Origin of the sequence: Micromonospora sp. NBC_00362 (assembly GCF_026342155.1) — a bacterium.
In the GTDB taxonomy this organism is placed as follows: domain Bacteria; phylum Actinomycetota; class Actinomycetes; order Mycobacteriales; family Micromonosporaceae; genus Micromonospora; species Micromonospora hortensis.
Genome location: NZ_JAPENH010000001.1, coordinates 3916777 through 3931914, shown reverse-complemented (window position 1 = coordinate 3931914; position 15138 = coordinate 3916777). Strand labels below are relative to the sequence as shown.

The 15138-nt window shown below is 72.7% G+C and carries 15 protein-coding genes; 4 read left to right on the top strand and 11 right to left on the bottom strand.

The features are described 5' to 3' along the window. The first annotated feature begins 48 nt into the window (after window positions 1-48). From OG992_RS17890 to OG992_RS17880, 3 genes are all read left to right on the top strand, one after another. A complete protein-coding gene (locus tag OG992_RS17890; protein ID WP_266303798.1) occupies window positions 49-2598 on the top strand; it encodes a DUF4118 domain-containing protein in 2550 nt (849 codons plus the stop codon). Further along, window positions 2595-3275, top strand: coding sequence for a response regulator (locus OG992_RS17885; protein WP_238683747.1), 681 nt, complete (start codon window positions 2595-2597; stop codon window positions 3273-3275). The genes OG992_RS17890 and OG992_RS17885 overlap by 4 nt, the downstream gene beginning before the upstream one ends. Before the next feature lie 103 nt (window positions 3276-3378). Further along, a complete protein-coding gene (locus OG992_RS17880; protein ID WP_266303797.1) occupies window positions 3379-5400 on the top strand; it encodes an FAD-dependent oxidoreductase in 2022 nt (673 codons plus the stop codon). On the opposite strand, the gene OG992_RS17875 is transcribed toward OG992_RS17880, so the two are convergent. The 4 genes from OG992_RS17875 to OG992_RS17860 form a co-directional block, all read right to left on the bottom strand. After that, window positions 5304-5756: an SAV_915 family protein gene (locus OG992_RS17875; protein WP_266303796.1), complete on the bottom strand. Its 453-nt coding sequence runs from the start codon at window positions 5754-5756 to the stop codon at window positions 5304-5306. The genes OG992_RS17880 and OG992_RS17875 overlap by 97 nt on opposite strands. Beyond that, window positions 5753-6256 carry a universal stress protein gene (locus tag OG992_RS17870; RefSeq protein WP_238683744.1) on the bottom strand — a complete coding sequence of 168 codons (504 nt, stop codon included), beginning with the start codon at window positions 6254-6256 and terminating at the stop codon, window positions 5753-5755. Before OG992_RS17870 ends, OG992_RS17875 begins: the two co-directional genes overlap by 4 nt. Further along, entirely contained in the window at window positions 6253-6663 is a 411-nt protein-coding gene (locus tag OG992_RS17865) for a hypothetical protein (protein ID WP_266303795.1), read from the bottom strand. Before OG992_RS17865 ends, OG992_RS17870 begins: the two co-directional genes overlap by 4 nt. Window positions 6664-6764: 101 nt before the next feature. Further along, complete coding sequence (locus tag OG992_RS17860; RefSeq protein WP_238683742.1) at window positions 6765-7727, bottom strand: SDR family oxidoreductase; 963 nt, start codon at window positions 7725-7727, stop codon at window positions 6765-6767. 152 nt (window positions 7728-7879) lie between these two features. Between OG992_RS17860 and OG992_RS17855 the strand changes: the two genes are divergently transcribed. Next, window positions 7880-8635, top strand: a complete 756-nt coding sequence (locus OG992_RS17855) for a dienelactone hydrolase family protein (RefSeq protein WP_266303794.1) — start codon at window positions 7880-7882, stop codon at window positions 8633-8635. 123 nt (window positions 8636-8758) lie between these two features. Here OG992_RS17855 and OG992_RS17850 read toward each other — a convergent pair whose 3' ends face one another. From OG992_RS17850 to OG992_RS17820, 7 genes are all read right to left on the bottom strand, one after another. Next, entirely contained in the window at window positions 8759-9862 is a 1104-nt protein-coding gene (locus OG992_RS17850; RefSeq protein ID WP_266303793.1) for an L-dopachrome tautomerase-related protein, read from the bottom strand. 100 nt (window positions 9863-9962) lie between these two features. Beyond that, entirely contained in the window at window positions 9963-10844 is an 882-nt protein-coding gene (locus OG992_RS17845; protein WP_266303792.1) for an SMP-30/gluconolactonase/LRE family protein, read from the bottom strand. 20 nt (window positions 10845-10864) lie between these two features. After that, window positions 10865-11806, bottom strand: coding sequence for a sugar kinase (locus OG992_RS17840; protein ID WP_266303791.1), 942 nt, complete (start codon window positions 11804-11806; stop codon window positions 10865-10867). Beyond that, a complete protein-coding gene (locus OG992_RS17835; RefSeq protein ID WP_266303790.1) occupies window positions 11803-12423 on the bottom strand; it encodes a bifunctional 4-hydroxy-2-oxoglutarate aldolase/2-dehydro-3-deoxy-phosphogluconate aldolase in 621 nt (206 codons plus the stop codon). The genes OG992_RS17840 and OG992_RS17835 overlap by 4 nt, the downstream gene beginning before the upstream one ends. 10 nt (window positions 12424-12433) lie before the next feature. Continuing rightward, window positions 12434-13252 (bottom strand): hypothetical protein, encoded by an 819-nt coding sequence (locus tag OG992_RS17830; RefSeq protein WP_266303789.1) that lies wholly within the window; start codon window positions 13250-13252, stop codon window positions 12434-12436. Between the two features lie 14 nt (window positions 13253-13266). After that, window positions 13267-14412 (bottom strand): galactonate dehydratase, encoded by a 1146-nt coding sequence (gene dgoD / locus OG992_RS17825; protein ID WP_238683735.1) that lies wholly within the window; start codon window positions 14410-14412, stop codon window positions 13267-13269. Continuing rightward, on the bottom strand, window positions 14409-15119 hold the full coding sequence (locus OG992_RS17820) for a FadR/GntR family transcriptional regulator (protein WP_112620721.1): 711 nt from the start codon (window positions 15117-15119) through the stop codon (window positions 14409-14411). Before OG992_RS17820 ends, dgoD begins: the two co-directional genes overlap by 4 nt. Window positions 15120-15138 lie beyond the last annotated feature (19 nt).

Sequence of the window (15138 nt, the reverse complement as noted above, 5' to 3'; positions counted from 1 at the left end):
AACCGGGCGCGGCCCCGCCCGCCGATCTGACCAGGGAGGATGGTCCCCGTGCCACGCGGAGAACTGCGCATCTATCTCGGTGCCGCCCCCGGCGTCGGGAAGACGTACGCCATGTTGGAGGAGGCCCAGCGGCGGGCCGCGCGCGGCACCGACGTGGTGATCGGTTTCGTGGAGACCCACGGCCGTCACCACACCGCCGCGATGCTCGGCGACCTGGAGCAGGTGCCCCGCCGGACCATTGACTACCGCGGCGCGGCGTTCACCGAGATGGACCTGGACGCGGTGCTGGCCCGCCGGCCACAGATCGCTGTTATCGACGAGCTGGCACACAGCAACGTGCCCGGTTCCCGGCACGGCAAGCGCTGGCAGGACATCCAGGAGCTGCTCGACGCGGGGATCGACGTGCTGTCCACTGTCAACGTGCAGCACCTGGAGTCGGTGAACGACGTCGTCGCGCAGATCACCGGCACCGCCCAGCGGGAGACAGTGCCGGACGAGATCGTCCGCGCCGCCGAGCAGGTCGAGCTTGTCGACATGACCCCGGAAGCGCTGCGGCGGCGGATGGCGCACGGCAACATCTACCGACCCGACAAGATCGACGCCGCGTTGGGCAACTACTTCCGGGTCGGCAACCTCACCGCGCTGCGCGAGCTGGCGCTGCTCTGGCTGGCCGACAAGGTCGACGAGCAGCTCGACCGCTACCGCAGCCAGCAGGGGATCGCTGCCACCTGGGAGGCCCGGGAACGGGTGGTGGTCGCGCTGACCGGTGGCCCGGAGGGTGAGACGCTGGTCCGTCGGGCGGCCCGGGTCGCGGCCCGCAGCAAGGGCGCCGACCTGCTCGCCGTGCACGTGGCCCGCAGCGACGGCCTGGCCGGTGCCGACCCGGCCCAGTTGGCCCGGCAACGAGTGCTGGTGGAGAGCCTCGGCGGCACGTACCACCAGGTGCTCGGCACCGACGTGCCGGCCGCGCTGCTGGACTTCGCTCAGGGCGTGAACGCCACCCAGTTGGTGCTCGGAGCCAGCCGGCGGGGTCGCCTCGCGCAGATCTTCGCCAGAGGCGTCGGGGTGACCACCACAGCGCTGTCCGGCTCGATCGACGTGCACCTGGTCACCCACAAGCAGGCCGGCAAGGGCCGCCGGGCGGCGGCCGTACCGGCGGCGCTGTCCCGACGCCGCCGGCTGCTCGGCTTCGGCCTGGCGGTGCTGGGCATGCCGCTGCTCACAGTGCTGCTGAAGACCCTGCCGGACCTGACGCTGACGAACGACATCCTGCTGTTCCTCGCCGGGGTCGTCGGGGTCGCGCTGGTCGGTGGGGTGTGGCCGGCCCTGGTCGCCGCGCTCGGCGGCTCCCTGCTGCTCAACTGGTTCTTCACCCCGCCCTTCCGCACGCTGACCATCGCCGAGGCGGACAATCTGCTCGCCCTGGCCGTCTTCGTCGGGGTGGCCCTCGCGGTGAGCTGGATCGTCGACGTGGCCGCCCGTCGTACCCGGGAAGCCGCGCGGGCCGCCGCCGACGCGCAGACCCTCGCCGCCGTCGCCGGTGGCGTGCTGCGCGGCGAACGTCCGCTGCCCGCCCTGCTGGATCAGCTCCGGGAAACGTTCGGGCTCCGCGCGGTGAGCGTGCTGGAGTTGGCCGAGGAGGCCAGCGGGCGACCGGAGCGGGCCCGCGAGGAGCACGCCTGGTGTGTGGTGGCCAGCGTCGGCGAGCAGCCGGCCTGCACGCCCGACGCTGGCGAGACGGCGGTACCGGTCGACGACCGGATCACCGTCGTGCTCAGCGGCCGGCGGTTGGAGGCCGCCGACCGGCGGATCGTCGAGGCGTTCGCCGCCCAGGCCGCCGTCGCGCTGCGACAGGAACGGCTCGCCCAGGAGGCCGCCACCGCCCGGCCCCTCGCCGCCGCCGACCGGATGCGCACCGCGCTGCTCGCGGCGGTCAGCCACGACCTGCGTACGCCACTGGCGTCCGCGAAGGCGGCAGTGACCAGCCTGCGCAGCCACGACATCGAGTTCGACGAGTCCGACCGCGAGGAGTTGCTGGAGACCGCCGAGGAGTCACTGGACCGTCTCGCCCGGCTGGTCGGCAACCTCCTGGACATGAGCCGGCTCCAGGCGGGCGTGCTGGGCATCTCGGCGACAGCGATCGGCCTGGAGGACGCCGTACCCCTGGCGTTGGACGAACTTGGCCCGGTGGCCGCGACGGTCGGCACGGACATCCCGGCCGACCTGCCGGCCGCCACCGCCGACCCGGGCCTGCTGGAACGGGTGCTTGTCAACATCGTCGCCAACGCGCTGCGCTACAGCCCGCCGGACCAACCGCCCACGATCACCGCCAGCGCGCACGCCGGTCAGGTGGAGCTGCGGGTGATCGACCGGGGGCCGGGCATCCCGGAAGATCAGTGGGAGCACGTCTTCCTGCCGTTCCAACGCCTCGGCGACCGGGACAACCAGACGGGTGTCGGTCTCGGTCTTGCCCTGTCCCGGGGGTTGGCCGAGGCGATGGGTGGCAGCATCACCCCGGAGACCACCCCCGGCGGTGGGCTCACCATGGTGCTGCGGCTGCCCGCCGCGCCGACCAGCTCGGAGGGGCCGCAGGAATGACGCGCATCCTGGTCGTCGACGACGAACCGCAGATCCTGCGCGCCCTGCGGATCAACCTGCGCGCCCGCCGGTACGACGTGGACGTCGCCGGCACCGGGGCCGCCGCGTTGAAGGCCGCCGCCAGCCACCCGCCCGACCTGGTGGTGCTGGACCTCGGCCTGCCCGACATCGACGGCGTGGAGGTGATCCGGGGCCTGCGCGGGTGGACCACAGTGCCGATCATCGTGCTCTCCGGCCGGGCCGGCAGCGAGGACAAGGTCGCGGCGCTGGACGCGGGCGCCGACGACTACGTCACCAAGCCGTTCGGGGTGGAGGAACTGCTGGCCCGCATCCGCGCGGTGACCCGCCGCCTGGGCGCGCCCAGCGAAGCGGTGCCGGCTCTGCGGATCGGCCAGCACACAGTCGACCTGGCCGACCACAGCGTGCTGCGTGACGACGGCACCGAGGTCAAGCTGACCCCCATCCAGTGGAGCGTGCTGGAAAAGCTGCTGCGCCACCCCGGCAAGCTGGTCAGCCAACGTCAGCTCCTCCAGGACGTGTGGGGGCCGGAGTACCAGAACGAGACCAACTACCTGCGGCAGTACCTGGCCCAGCTGCGACGCAAGCTGGAGGACGACCCGGCCCGCCCCCGCCACCTCATCACCGAGCCGGGAATGGGTTACCGCTACCGGCCGTGAACCGTTGACACCCGCCGGCAGAGATTGAAGAATTTCTTTCGCAGCGGCAGCGGCGTGCTTCTGTAACCGTCCCCGTTACCGGTTACCCCTCGGGAGCCCCGCCGTGTCCCTGCCCCTTCCCCTGCCCCTGTCCCGTCGTCGGCTGCTCGTCGCCGGCGGCGCCGGCCTCGTCCTGGCCGGTCTCACCGACCCGTTCCGGGCCGGCCCCGCCCGGGCCGCCGTCACCACCGCCGACCTTGTCGTCTACGGCGCCACCTCCGGCGGGCTGGCCGCGGCGATCACCATGCGCCGGCTCGGCCACACCGCAGTGGTGGTGGAGCCCACCGGCCACGTCGGCGGGCTGAGCACGGCAGGGCTGGGCGCCACCGACACCGGCGTCCAGGCGTCCATCGGCGGGCTGGCCGCCGAGTTCTACCGCCGGGTGTACGTGAAGTACCACGGCGGAACCCTCACGCCGACGTCGCCGCTGCGGATGACCTTCGAACCGCGCGTCGCCACCGCCGTCTTCGCCGAGATGCTGGCCGAGGCGGGCGTCCCGGTGGTCGTCGACGCCCGGCTGGCCGGCCTGGGCCGAACCGGGAAGCGCATCACCGAGCTGCGCACCGAGGACGGGTCGATCTACCGGGGCGGGGTGTTCGTCGACGCCACCTACGAGGGCGATCTGCTGGCCATGGCCGGGGTGGGGTTCACCGTCGGGCGGGAGTCCAACGACACCTACGGCGAGACGATCAACGGGGTGCAGTCGCGCAACACCCACCAGTTCGCCTACCCCGTCGACCCGTACGTGACGGCCGGCTCGCCCGCCAGTGGGTTGCTGCCGGGCATCTCCGCCACCCCGCTCGCCCCGCAGGGCAGCGGCGACGACAAGATCCAGGCGTACTGCTTCCGGATGTGCCTGACCCAGGCGGCCAACCGGATCCCGTTCGGCAAGCCGTCCGGTTACGACCCGATCCGGTACGAGCTGCTGCTGCGGCACATCCAGGCCGGTTACACCGGGCCGTACTTCACCACCCACTCGGTCGGCGGCGGGAAGACCGACTCGAACAACAACGGCGCCGTGTCGACCGACAACATCGGCTTCAACTACGCGTACCCGACGGCGAGCTGGGCCACGCGCGAGAGCATCATCGCCGAGCACCGCACCTACCAGCAGGGGCTGATGTGGTTCCTGGCCAACGACCCCCGACTGCCGGCGTCGGTCCGCGACTCGACGGCCCGGTGGGGGCTGCCGGTGGACGAGTTCACCGGCACCGGCGGCTGGCCACCGATGCTCTACATCCGCGAGGCACGCCGGATGATCTCCGCGTACGTGATGACCGAGGCCGACTGTCGGGGCCGGGTACGCGCCACCGACTCCGTGGGCCTGGCCAGCTACACGATGGACTCGCACAACTGTCAGCGGGTGGTCGTCGACGGCAGGGTGCGCAACGAGGGAGACGTGCAGATCGGCGTGCCGGCACCGTACCCGGTGAGCTACCGCGCGATAGTGCCGCACCAGGCGCAGTGCGCCAACCTGCTGGTGCCGGTCTGTCTCTCGGCGAGTCACATCGCGTACGGCTCGATCCGGATGGAACCCGTGTTCATGATCCTCGGGCAGGCCGCTGCCACAGCGGCGTCCCTGGCGCTCGCCGGGAACCTCGCCGTGCAGGCCGTCTCCGTGCCCACCCTGCAGACCCGGCTGCGCCAGGACGGCGCGGTGCTGGAGTGGGGCTCCACCAGCGAGGTGATCCTGGACAACGCCGCGTCCAGCGGCATCACCAGGGCCGGGACGTGGCTGCGCAGCACCAGCATCGGCGGCTACTACGGCCCGGACTACGAGCACGACGGCAACACCGCCAAGGGCGTCAACCGGCTGCGGTTCCGCCCTTCACTGCCCGCCTCCGGGTCGTGGACAGTGCAGTTGCGCTGGACCGCGGACCCGAACCGCGCGACGAACGTGCCGGTGGACATCGCGTACTCCGGGGGGTTGGTCACCCGGACGGTCAACCAGCGACAGTCGGGCGGTCAGTGGGTGCCGTTGGGCACCTATCAGTTCACTGCGGGCAGCGACGGAAGCGTGCTGATCCGCACCGAGGACACCGACGGCCACGTGGTCGCGGACGCGGTGCGTTTCGTACGCGCCTGACCGGAGGCGGGTGCCGGGTCGACCCGGTCAAGTGGCGGGGCCACCAGCAGCGGGTCGACCTGGATCACCGAGATGCCGAGCGGGCGCAGCATCCCCCGCAGTGCGGGTTCGCACAGCTCCTCCCACTGCTGCTCCGCGCCCATCGCGGCGACCAGCAGCTCCGGTCGGGTGAAGGCGATGCCCACCCGTTGCCCCTGCGGCGAACGGCCGGTCCGCACCGTCCGTACCAGCCGTCCCGGCAGGTCGCGCACCGGAACGGCGAAGATCATCGGGGCCTCGTCCATTGTCGGGTTGGTCCTTTCCATACGTGTCGCGAGAGCGGCAGTCACCGGCGGCGGCGCCAGGGCACTGGTCATCGGCTGAATCGTTCGAGGTCGCGGGCGAAGCGGCGGATCGTCGCGGCCCGTGCCCAGGTCGGCGCGGGCACCGCGACGACCGGCACGGCCGCACGGGTCACGCAGTACCGGGTGACGTGGCCACGGGACCGGCCGAACCGGCCGCGATCCGGGCTGCCGACGACCAGCAGATCGGAATCGCGGTGCGCGTGGTCGACAAGCACCTGCCCGGCGTACCCCTGAGTGGCCACCAGCCGCACTGTCACGTCCCGGGGCAGGCCACCGAGCGCCGCGTCGAAGACGCCACGCAGGTAGACCAGGGCCGCCCGGTCGCACTCGTCCTGCCACCGCCAGGTCAGGGTGCCAGGCCGCCACGTCGGCGCGAAGACCCAGGCGCGGACGGCGTCCACCTGCGCGCCGTCGCGGCGGGCCAGTCCCATCGCCCGGCGCAGCGCCTGCATCCCGGCGAACGAGCGGTCGACTCCCACCACGATCCGGTGAACACCAGTGCGGCGGTTCATGCGGCGGACCCCACCCAGGCCGGACTTTCCTTTGCGGTACGCGGGTCGGTCGGCCTGGTCAGGTCGAGCGCGCGCAGGATGTAGTTGGCCTCCGCCACCTCCACCCCGGCGCGCAGGCGCAGGTCGGCCACGGCGCGGTGCAGCACGGTGATGCTGTCGGCGGAGAGGCGGACCACCGCGTCGACGTCGGCGGCGATCCACCACGCCGCGACCGCGCACGGCTCGCGCCGCAGGTACTCCACCAGGTGACTACCGGGCGCGGACGGACCGAGCCGGACGCTGACCAGCGCCTCGTGCCGCCGCTCCGGCTCGTCCGCTCCTGTCACGGGCTCGCCGGGATCGCTGGCCGTGTCGGTACCGGGTGGCGGCTCGCCGCGTTCCCAGCGTGTCATCCGCCAAGGACTCATGGACCCATCGTCACCACCGCGCGACTGTGGAGCACCGGTCGATACGCGGTTTCGACGGGCCACCGCCATTTCTTGACGCCGCGTTCACGGCGGACGCCCAGTCAGTTGCCGGGGTACTCGACGCCCACCAGCCGCTCCGAGGCGGCCCAGAGCCGGGCGGCGTCGTCGGTATTGCGCGCCGAGCGGTAGACGGTCAACTCGGTTGGTGCGCCGGTGAACTGGCCCAGACCGTCCGGGCCGTAGAACCGGCCGCCCTGCGCCTGCGGGCTGGTGGCCGCGTACAGGGCAGGAAGCAGCCCAGCATCCACCGAATGCACCAGGATCCCCCAGTGGGCCAGTCGACCCATGATCGAGTGGTGCAGCGAGGGGCGGCTGCGGCCCAGATTGGGGCCGGACGCGTACAGGTTGGTCATGGTGGTGCCCGGGTGGGCGACATTGCTCACGATGCCCCAGTCACCGGCCTGACTGCGCCGGTCGAGTTCCAGCCCGAAGTGCAGGGTGGCCAGCTTCGAGGCGTTGTAGGCGCGGATCGGCGCGTACCTGCGGTTGCTCTGGAGGTCGCCCCAGTCCAGCCGGCCGGAGCGGGCGGCGCTGCTCGACATCGTGGTGACGCGGGCCTGCCCCGCCCGGAGCAGCGGCAGCAGCCGTCCGGTCAACGCGAAGTGGCCGAGGTGGTTGGTGCCGAACTGGAGCTCGAAGCCCTCTGCGGTGGCATGTCGGGTGGGAGGGGTCATCACGCCCGCGTTGTTGATGAGAAGGTGGATCGGTCGGCCCTCGCCGAGCAGCGTGTCGGCCAGCGCGGCCACCGACCCCAGCGAGGCGAGGTCCAGCGGCCGGGTCGACACGACGGCACCCGGCGCGGCGGCCCGGACGGCCTCCAGCGCGGTGGCGCCCTTGGCCGGGTTGCGGACTGGCAGCACCACCTCGGCACCGGCGCGCGCCAGCCGGGTGGCCAGGCCGAGACCCAGCCCGTCGCTGCCGCCGGTCACCACGGCGAGCTTTCCGGTCAGTTCCGGAACGGTCAGGTCGAGCACGACAACCCCCAGGTCAACGGTGTCCTTCATTGGTCGCCACCAACACTGGGTCAGACTTCGGCCACCGCCCAGGGTGGTCTTGTCCAGGGATCGGTAGTCCCTGCCTGACGGACCGGTGCCGGACTCGCCGGCCCGGCGAGTAACGTTCCGAACGGACCAAGATCGGCGTACGAGGAGGCACGGTGCTGACGACGACGGTGGACATCCCGACCGGTGACGGAGTGGCGGACGCGAGTCTGACCCGACCGGACGGCGACGGCCCGTTCCCGGCGGTGCTGCTCTTCATGGACGCCTTCGGGCCGCGCCCGCGCCTGGTCGAGATGGCCGAGCGAATCGCCGCCCAGGGCTACCTGGTGTTGACGCCTCACCTGTTCTACCGGGCCGGTCGGGCACCCCTGTTCGACCTGTCCCGGCTCGGCGAGGCCGACCAGCGCGGCGCGCTCTTCGAGAAGATCATGCCGTTGGTCGGCGCGTTGACCCCCGAGGTGATCAGCCGGGACACCGCCGCGTTCCTCGACTTCCTGGCCGCCCGCGACGACGTCCGACCGGGTCCGGTCGCCATCACCGGTTACTGCATGGGCGGCACGAACGCGCTGCGGGCCATCGAGGCGCACCCGGACCGCATCGCCGCGGTGGCGAGCTTCCACGGCGGGCGGATCGTCACCGAGGCGCCGGACAGCCCACACCGGGGCGTCGCCTCGATCACCGGCGAGGTGTACTTCGGGCACGCCGACGCCGACCAGTCGATGACGCCGGAGCAGATCGCCGCGCTGGAGGAGGCGCTCGACGCCGCCGGAGTGCGCTACCGCTCCGAGGTGTACACCGGGGCGCACCACGGCTACACCATGGCCGACACCCCGGCGTACGACGAGCAGGCCACCGAACGTCACTGGGCCGCCCTGTTCGACCTCCTGAACCGCACCCTGCCCGTCAGCTGACCCGCTGTGCCCCCGCTCCGCGATCTTGCACTTTGTGTCGTCGAATTGCCGGCTTAGACCTGCTTTGTCGCGACAGAATCTGCAAGATCGGCGCGAAACTGCGCTGACGGGCGCGCTGCCCGCTCAGCGGCGCAGCAGCACCGGGCCGGCGTCGATGCGGGTGCGGAACAGCGCGTACGGCTTGCGCCGAAGATCCTTGCCCCGCTGGTACTGCGGCTGCCGGTGCAGTTGGTTGGCGGTCACGTAGAGGTACCCGTCGGTGGCCACCGACATCGTGTCCGGCCAGAGCAGTCGCGGGTCGTGCACCAGCGTCTCGTACTCGCCGTCGGGCAGTCGACGCAGCACCGCGTTGTGCTCGTACGCGGTGAGGTAGAGCCGCCCCGCATTGTCGCTCTCCAACCCGTCCGAGGCGGTGCCCCGGTCGCCCTCGTCGACGACTGTCGCGGCGACCGCCTCCTGGGTGACGCCCGGGTCGGCCAGCGCCTCGGTGGACACGCTGTGCAGTCGTCGGGACGCCAGCGGGCAGTAGTAGAGCCGATCGCCGTCGGCGGAGATGGCGATGCCGTCGGAGCCCATGCTCACCGGCTTCGGCGGGCCGTCGGCCGGCCGTTCGAGGAACGGTCGGCCCTCCACCACCGGCCGGAACGACGTCAGCGGCTCCGCCTTGGTGGACGGGTGGTCGTGCAGCCGCCGCCAGGAGGCCCCGCTGGCCAGGTCCACCACGATGATCCCGTTGGGCCCGGAGTCGGCGGAGTCGGTGATGTACGCGACCCCCGCCTCGCCCCGCCGCAGGTCGAAGCGGACGTCATTGAGGTACGTCGTCGGCAGCGCCACGTCCGTCGGGAAGGTGATCACCTGGGCGACCGTGTCGGTGTCCAGGTCGATCCGGACCAGTTTGGGGCCGCCCGGCTTGGTGGGCTGGAACATCGGGCTGCCGGTGTCGAGCACCCAGAGCCGGTCGGCCGGGTCCACCACGATGCTCTGCACCGAGACGAACGCGCCCGCGTCGTCGTCGCCGGACGGGTCGTTCCAGGCCTGGTCGGGGTAGGGCATCTCCTGACCGTCGCGCAGCTCGACGACTGTGGCCGGCACCTCGTCGCCCCACTTGGGGAAGTTGACGAAGATCCGGCCCCGGTGCGAGACGCTCACACCGGTCGGCATCGGGCCGGTGAAGGTGTGCACCAGCTCCAGTTCGCCCATCGGCTCGTCGCCGACCGGCCCGTTCATGACGTCCGCCCCACGGTGCTCATCGGCTCGCTCCCTACCGGTCGGCTGTTACGGCGCTTCGGTGCGGTTGTTCCCGCCCTGGCGTCCGATATGCCTCCGATCAGCTCGCTGGCGCGCCGGCCCGCGCTGCGGGCAGGCCGGGCACCGGGACGTCCACAGCGAGTAGCGCGCCGTCCTGCGGACCCGCCGAGTCCAGCCCCACCCGGGCCGTGCCGATGAAGAGTCGCCGCAGGTCGGGGCCGCCCAGGCAGATGCCGGCCGGCTGCCTGGCCGGCAGTCGGATCTCCCGGTCGAGGGTGCCGTCGGGCCGGTAACGGCGTACTGCGGAGCCGCCCCACAACGCGATCCAGAGGTGGTCGGCCGCGTCGAGCGTCATGCCGTCCGGCCCGCCGTCGGCGGGGGACAACCGCAGGAACGGCTCCCGCCCGCTCAGGTCACCGGTGGCGGGGTCGACGGTGAACCGGTCGATCTCGCCGCGCGGGGTGTCGGCCAGGTACATCGTGGTGCCGGTCGCGTCGAACGCCGGCCCGTTGGGGATGGTCAGCCCGGTCACCGCGGGGACCGGCTCGGCGCCGGGGGTGAGGCGGAACAGGGTGCCCCCGCCGGGCACCATCGCGTACGTCATGCTGCCGGCCCAGAAGCGGCCGTGCGGGTCGGCGACCGCGTCGTTCATCCGGGTCGGCTCGGGCGCGTCGGCGACCAGTTCGGCGACCGGTCGGGGGTCGCCGGTGGCGGGCAGCACCGCGACGCCGGTCCCGGCGGCGGCCAGCCATTCACCGGGTCGGTCGGTCACCGGGGCGACAGCGCCGAGCGGCACGTCGAGGTGGCGTAGCTCCCGCAGCGGGTTCGGGGCGTCGCCGTCGGTCTCCAACAGTCGCCCGGCCAGCAGGTCGACGAGGACCAGTCGGTCGTCGACCCAGCGCAGGCCCTCACCCAACTCCAGCCGGTCGGTGCTCCAGACGGTCGGCTCGGTCAGCTTCATGGTGCTCCTCCAAAGGGTCGTCAGCGGACCGTACCGCCGGGGCCGTGGTCGAGCAGCGCCAGCTCGGCCCGGTCGGGCAGGCCCTCCCAGTCGCCCCGGGTGGCGACAGCGAACGCGCCGGTGGTGACGGCCCGGTCCAGTCGGGCCGACGCGTCGACGCCGTCGAGCCAGCCGGAGAGCAGCCCGGCGACGAAGGCGTCGCCCGCGCCGACGGTGTCCACCACCGACACCGTCCGGGCTGGACGGTGAATGGCGCCGGTCGCGCTGTGGCTGGTCGCTCCATCGGCACCGTGCTTGACCACGACCTCGGTGACGCCGGCCGAGAGTAGCGCCGGGGCCGGATCGTTCGCATCGGTCAGCACCGCCAACTCGTCGTCGGAGGCGACCACCAGGTCGATCGAGGGCAGCAGCGGGCGCAGCGCGGCGGCGGCCTCGGCGACCGACCACAGCCGGTTGCGGTGGTTGACGTCCAGGCAGATCGTGCTGCCGGCGACGCGGGCGCGGCGCACGGCCTCCACCACCGCCTGGTACGGCTCGGCGCCGAGCGCGCAGGTGATGCCGGTGACGTGCAGCAGCCGGGGTGGTGACCCGGGCGCGTCGAAGGCCCGGGTCACGTCGGCCGGGCCCAGCCGGGAGCCGGCCGACCCGGCGCGGTGGTAGGTGACCCGGTTGATGTCGGCGACCCGATTCTCGAAGAGGATCAGGCCGGTGGGGGCGGTCGCGTCGACCCGGGACCAGGTCAGGTCGACACCCTCGGCGCGCAGCGTACGGCGGACCAGCTCACCGGGCTCGTCGGCGCCGGTGACACCGACCCAGGCGGCCCGGTGGCCGAGCCGGGCCACGCCGATCGCCACGTTCGACTCGGATCCGGCGACGGAGATTGCGGCGGTGCCGCCCAGTCGCAGTGGGCCGGTGGTGCGGAACGCCGCCATCGTCTCGCCGAGGGTGAGCAGGTCGGTCATGGCCGGACCGCCGCGAGGAAGGCTGCGGCGCGCTCGCGCAGCGCCGTCGTGTCGCCGCCTCGGACGGCGTCACCAAGCAGCGGCGAACCGACGCCGACGGCTGTCGCGCCCCGGTCGAGGTAGCGCCGAGCACCGTCGGCGTCGACACCACCGACCGGCACGAACGCGGTACCGGGGAACGGGTCGCGCAGGGCGCCGAGGTAGTCGGGCCCGCCAAGTGAGGCAGGGAAGAGCTTGATCGCGGTGGCCCCGCCGTCGTTGGCCCGCACCACCTCGGCGGGGGTGAGGGCGCCGGCGAGCACCGGCAGCCCGAGCCGGCCGCCCTCGGCGAGACTCGCCGAGATGGCCGGGGTGACCAGGAAACCGGCGCCAGCGTCGGCCGCCGCGCGGGCGTCCTCGACGCTGAGCACGGTGCCGGCGCCCAGGGCGAAGTCGGGCCCGAGGGCGGCCCGGGAGCGGCGGATGACACCGAGCGCGTCGGCGCTGGTCATCGAGACCTCGACCAGTGCGACGCCGCTCTCGGCCACTGTGAGTACGGCGGTCAGCGCGGCGTCCGGGTCCGGGCCGCGCACGATGGCCAACAGTCGATGGGTACGCAGCTCGTCGAGCAGGTTCATTCCGGTGTCCTCAGTGGTCGCGGTGGGCGGAGATGGTGAGTCGCCAGGTGACCTCGCCGGTGGGCGGGACGACCGCCGCGTCGGAGGGGCCGGCGTCGGCCAGGTCGAAGGCCGCGCCGAGCATCGGTTCGATGCCGACGCTGCGGTAGGGGCCGTTCGCCGGCCAGCCGCCCAGGTTGCGCCAGAGGGCGGTGCCGCGGGGCTGGTCGGCGCACTCCAGCTCCAGAGTCAGCCGGTCGGCTCCGTCGATGACCTGGACCCGGGCGCAGTCGAGCAGCACCGCGCCGAGCGCCGTCCCGTCGTCCCTGCCGAACGTGTCCAGCGTCAGCCCGGCCGGGGCCGGCCACGGGCCGGTCAACCATGGCTCGCCGGCGGGCCAGCCGTCCGGTGGCAGGAGCGCGGCGGCCTCCGGGTGCAGCCGGGTCGGGGTGCCGGCGGGCGCGTCGAGGCGGGCGGCGGGGGAGAGGTCGAGCAGGGCGTGCGCGGCCCAGACGAACCGGTACCCGGGGTCGGCGGCCAACAGGTAGTCGGCCGCCACCACGCCGGCGAAGTCGGTGATCCGGCGGGTGAGGGTGAACGTCGGCCGCTCGATGAGCGCGGTGCCGGGGCCGCCGTCGCGCCACGGCCGCGACCACACCTCGCCGTGGTCGGGCTCGCCGCGCACTGTGGGCAGGCACTCCTCCAGACCGCCGGCATCGACGAACGCGCCGTCGGGGCGTACCTCGTGCCGGCCTGGTTCCGGGCCACGCCACAGCCACTCCCGGCCGCCGCCGCGCAGACTCGTCCACCGACCGCCGTGCGCCGCGTCGTAGGCCACTCGCAGGGCCACCGGTCGCGTGCCGGTCACCACTCGGCGAAGGACCCGTCGGCGTGCTGCCAGACCGGGTTGCGCCAGGCGTGTGGGGTCTGGGCGGCCTTGCGGACCGCCGTCTCGTCGACAGTGATGCCCAGACCGGGCCGGTCGAGGCGGGCGATGTGCCCGTCCACGAACCGGAACGGCTCCGGGTCGATCAGGTAGTCCAGCAACTCCGAGCCGGCGTTGTAGTGGATGCCGATGCTCTGCTCCTGGATCAGGAAGTTCGGCGTCGCGAAGGCCACCTGGAGGCTGGCCGCCAGGGAGATCGGGCCGAGCGGGCAGTGCGGGGCGAGCAGCGCGCCGTACGTCTCGGCCAGCGCGGCGATCCGGCGGACCTCGGAGATCCCACCGGCGTGCGACAGGTCCGGTTGGACCACTGCGACCCCGGCCTGCAACGGGCCGAGGAACTCGGACCGACCGTAGAGCCGCTCGCCGGTGGCCACCGGAATGGGCGTGCTGGCGACGATGTCGCGCAGGTGGTGAGCCTGGTCCGGCAGGACCGGCTCCTCCACGAAGAACGGGCGCAGGGCGGCCAGCTCGGGCAGGATCCGGCGGACGGCGGCCATTCCGGCGCGACCGTGGAAGTCCACGGCGATGTCCCGGTCGGGGCCGAGCACCTCACGGGCGGCGGCCACCCGGCCGATGACCGCGTCCACCTCGGCCGAGGTGGGGATCGGCGAGAGTCGGCCGCAGGCGTTCATCTTGACCCCGGTGAGGCCGGCGGCGACCTGCGCGGCGGCGGCGTCGGCCACCTCGCCGGGTTCGTCCCCGCCGATCCACGAGTAGATCCGTACCCGGTCGCGTACGTGCCCGCCGAGCAGCGCGTGCACCGGCGCGCCGTACGCCTGCCCGGCGATGTCCCAGAGCGCCTGGTCGAGGCCGGCGACCGCGCTGGAGAGGATCGGGCCGCCCCGGTAGAAGCCGCCCTTGGTGAGCACCTGCCAGTGCTGTTCGATGCGCAGGGGGTCCGCACCGATCAGATACTCGGAGAGCACCTCGACGGCGCCGCGCACCACCTCGGCGCGGCCCTCGACCACCGGCTCACCCCACCCGACCAGCCCGTCGTCGGTCTCCACCCGGCAGAACAACCACCGTGGCGCGACCAGGAAGGTCTCGATCCGCTCGATCTTCACTGACTGCCCCTTCGTCCCCGTGCCTTCTCGACGTCGCGGACGGCCTTGTCCAGCAACTGACGCATAGCGGTCTCGGCCGCCGTCTCGTCCCGGTCGCGCAGCGCGTCGACCACCGCGCGGTGGCTGGGTACCGGGTCGTCGTGAGGGCTGCCACCGTGCACCAGCCGGTCCCGTTCGGCGAGCCCGGTCTCCATCACCACCTCCATCCGCTCCAGCAGCTCGTTGTGGGTGGCGGTGAGCAGCGCGCGGTGGAAGGCGAGGTCGGCGGCGATGGCGGCGGCGGGATCACCGTTGGCCTGGGCCATCTCGGCCAGCGCCCGGTCGAGGGCGGTCAGGTCGTCCTCGGTGGCGCGGGTGGCGGCCAGCCGTGCGGCGGCCGGCTCGATGATGGCGCGCACCTCGTGCAGTTGGTCGAGCAACCGCTGGTCGGTGCCCTCGGCGAACTGCCAGCGGATCACGTCACCGTCGAGCAGGTTCCAGTCCGCACGGGGTCGGACGAAGGTGCCGCGCTTCTGTCGGGCGTCGACGATGCCCTTGGCCGAGAGGACCTTCAGCGCTTCGCGGAGCGCGGTGAGGCTGACGTCGAACTCCTCCTGCAACGCGACGATGTTCAGCGTCGCGCCGGCGGCGATCTCGCCGGTGAGGATGCGACGGGCGATCGCTTCGACGGTCTGCCCGTGGACGCCGCGGCGTGCGTACTGTGCCAATGCTCCTGGCCTTTTCGCT

Coding starts and splice junctions, on each gene's coding strand:
- OG992_RS17870 (WP_238683744.1), bottom strand. CDS start 6,256: ATGAACCGCCGCACTGGTGTTCACCGGATCGTGGTGGGAGTCGACCGC.
- OG992_RS17840 (WP_266303791.1), bottom strand. CDS start 11,806: ATGACCGACCTGCTCACCCTCGGCGAGACGATGGCGGCGTTCCGCACC.
- OG992_RS17850 (WP_266303793.1), bottom strand. CDS start 9,862: ATGAACGGGCCGGTCGGCGACGAGCCGATGGGCGAACTGGAGCTGGTG.
- OG992_RS17845 (WP_266303792.1), bottom strand. CDS start 10,844: ATGAAGCTGACCGAGCCGACCGTCTGGAGCACCGACCGGCTGGAGTTG.
- OG992_RS17865 (WP_266303795.1), bottom strand. CDS start 6,663: ATGAGTCCTTGGCGGATGACACGCTGGGAACGCGGCGAGCCGCCACCC.
- OG992_RS17875 (WP_266303796.1), bottom strand. CDS start 5,756: ATGACCAGTGCCCTGGCGCCGCCGCCGGTGACTGCCGCTCTCGCGACA.
- OG992_RS17860 (WP_238683742.1), bottom strand. CDS start 7,727: ATGAAGGACACCGTTGACCTGGGGGTTGTCGTGCTCGACCTGACCGTT.
- OG992_RS17835 (WP_266303790.1), bottom strand. CDS start 12,423: ATGAACCTGCTCGACGAGCTGCGTACCCATCGACTGTTGGCCATCGTG.
- OG992_RS17885 (WP_238683747.1), top strand. CDS start 2,595: ATGACGCGCATCCTGGTCGTCGACGACGAACCGCAGATCCTGCGCGCC.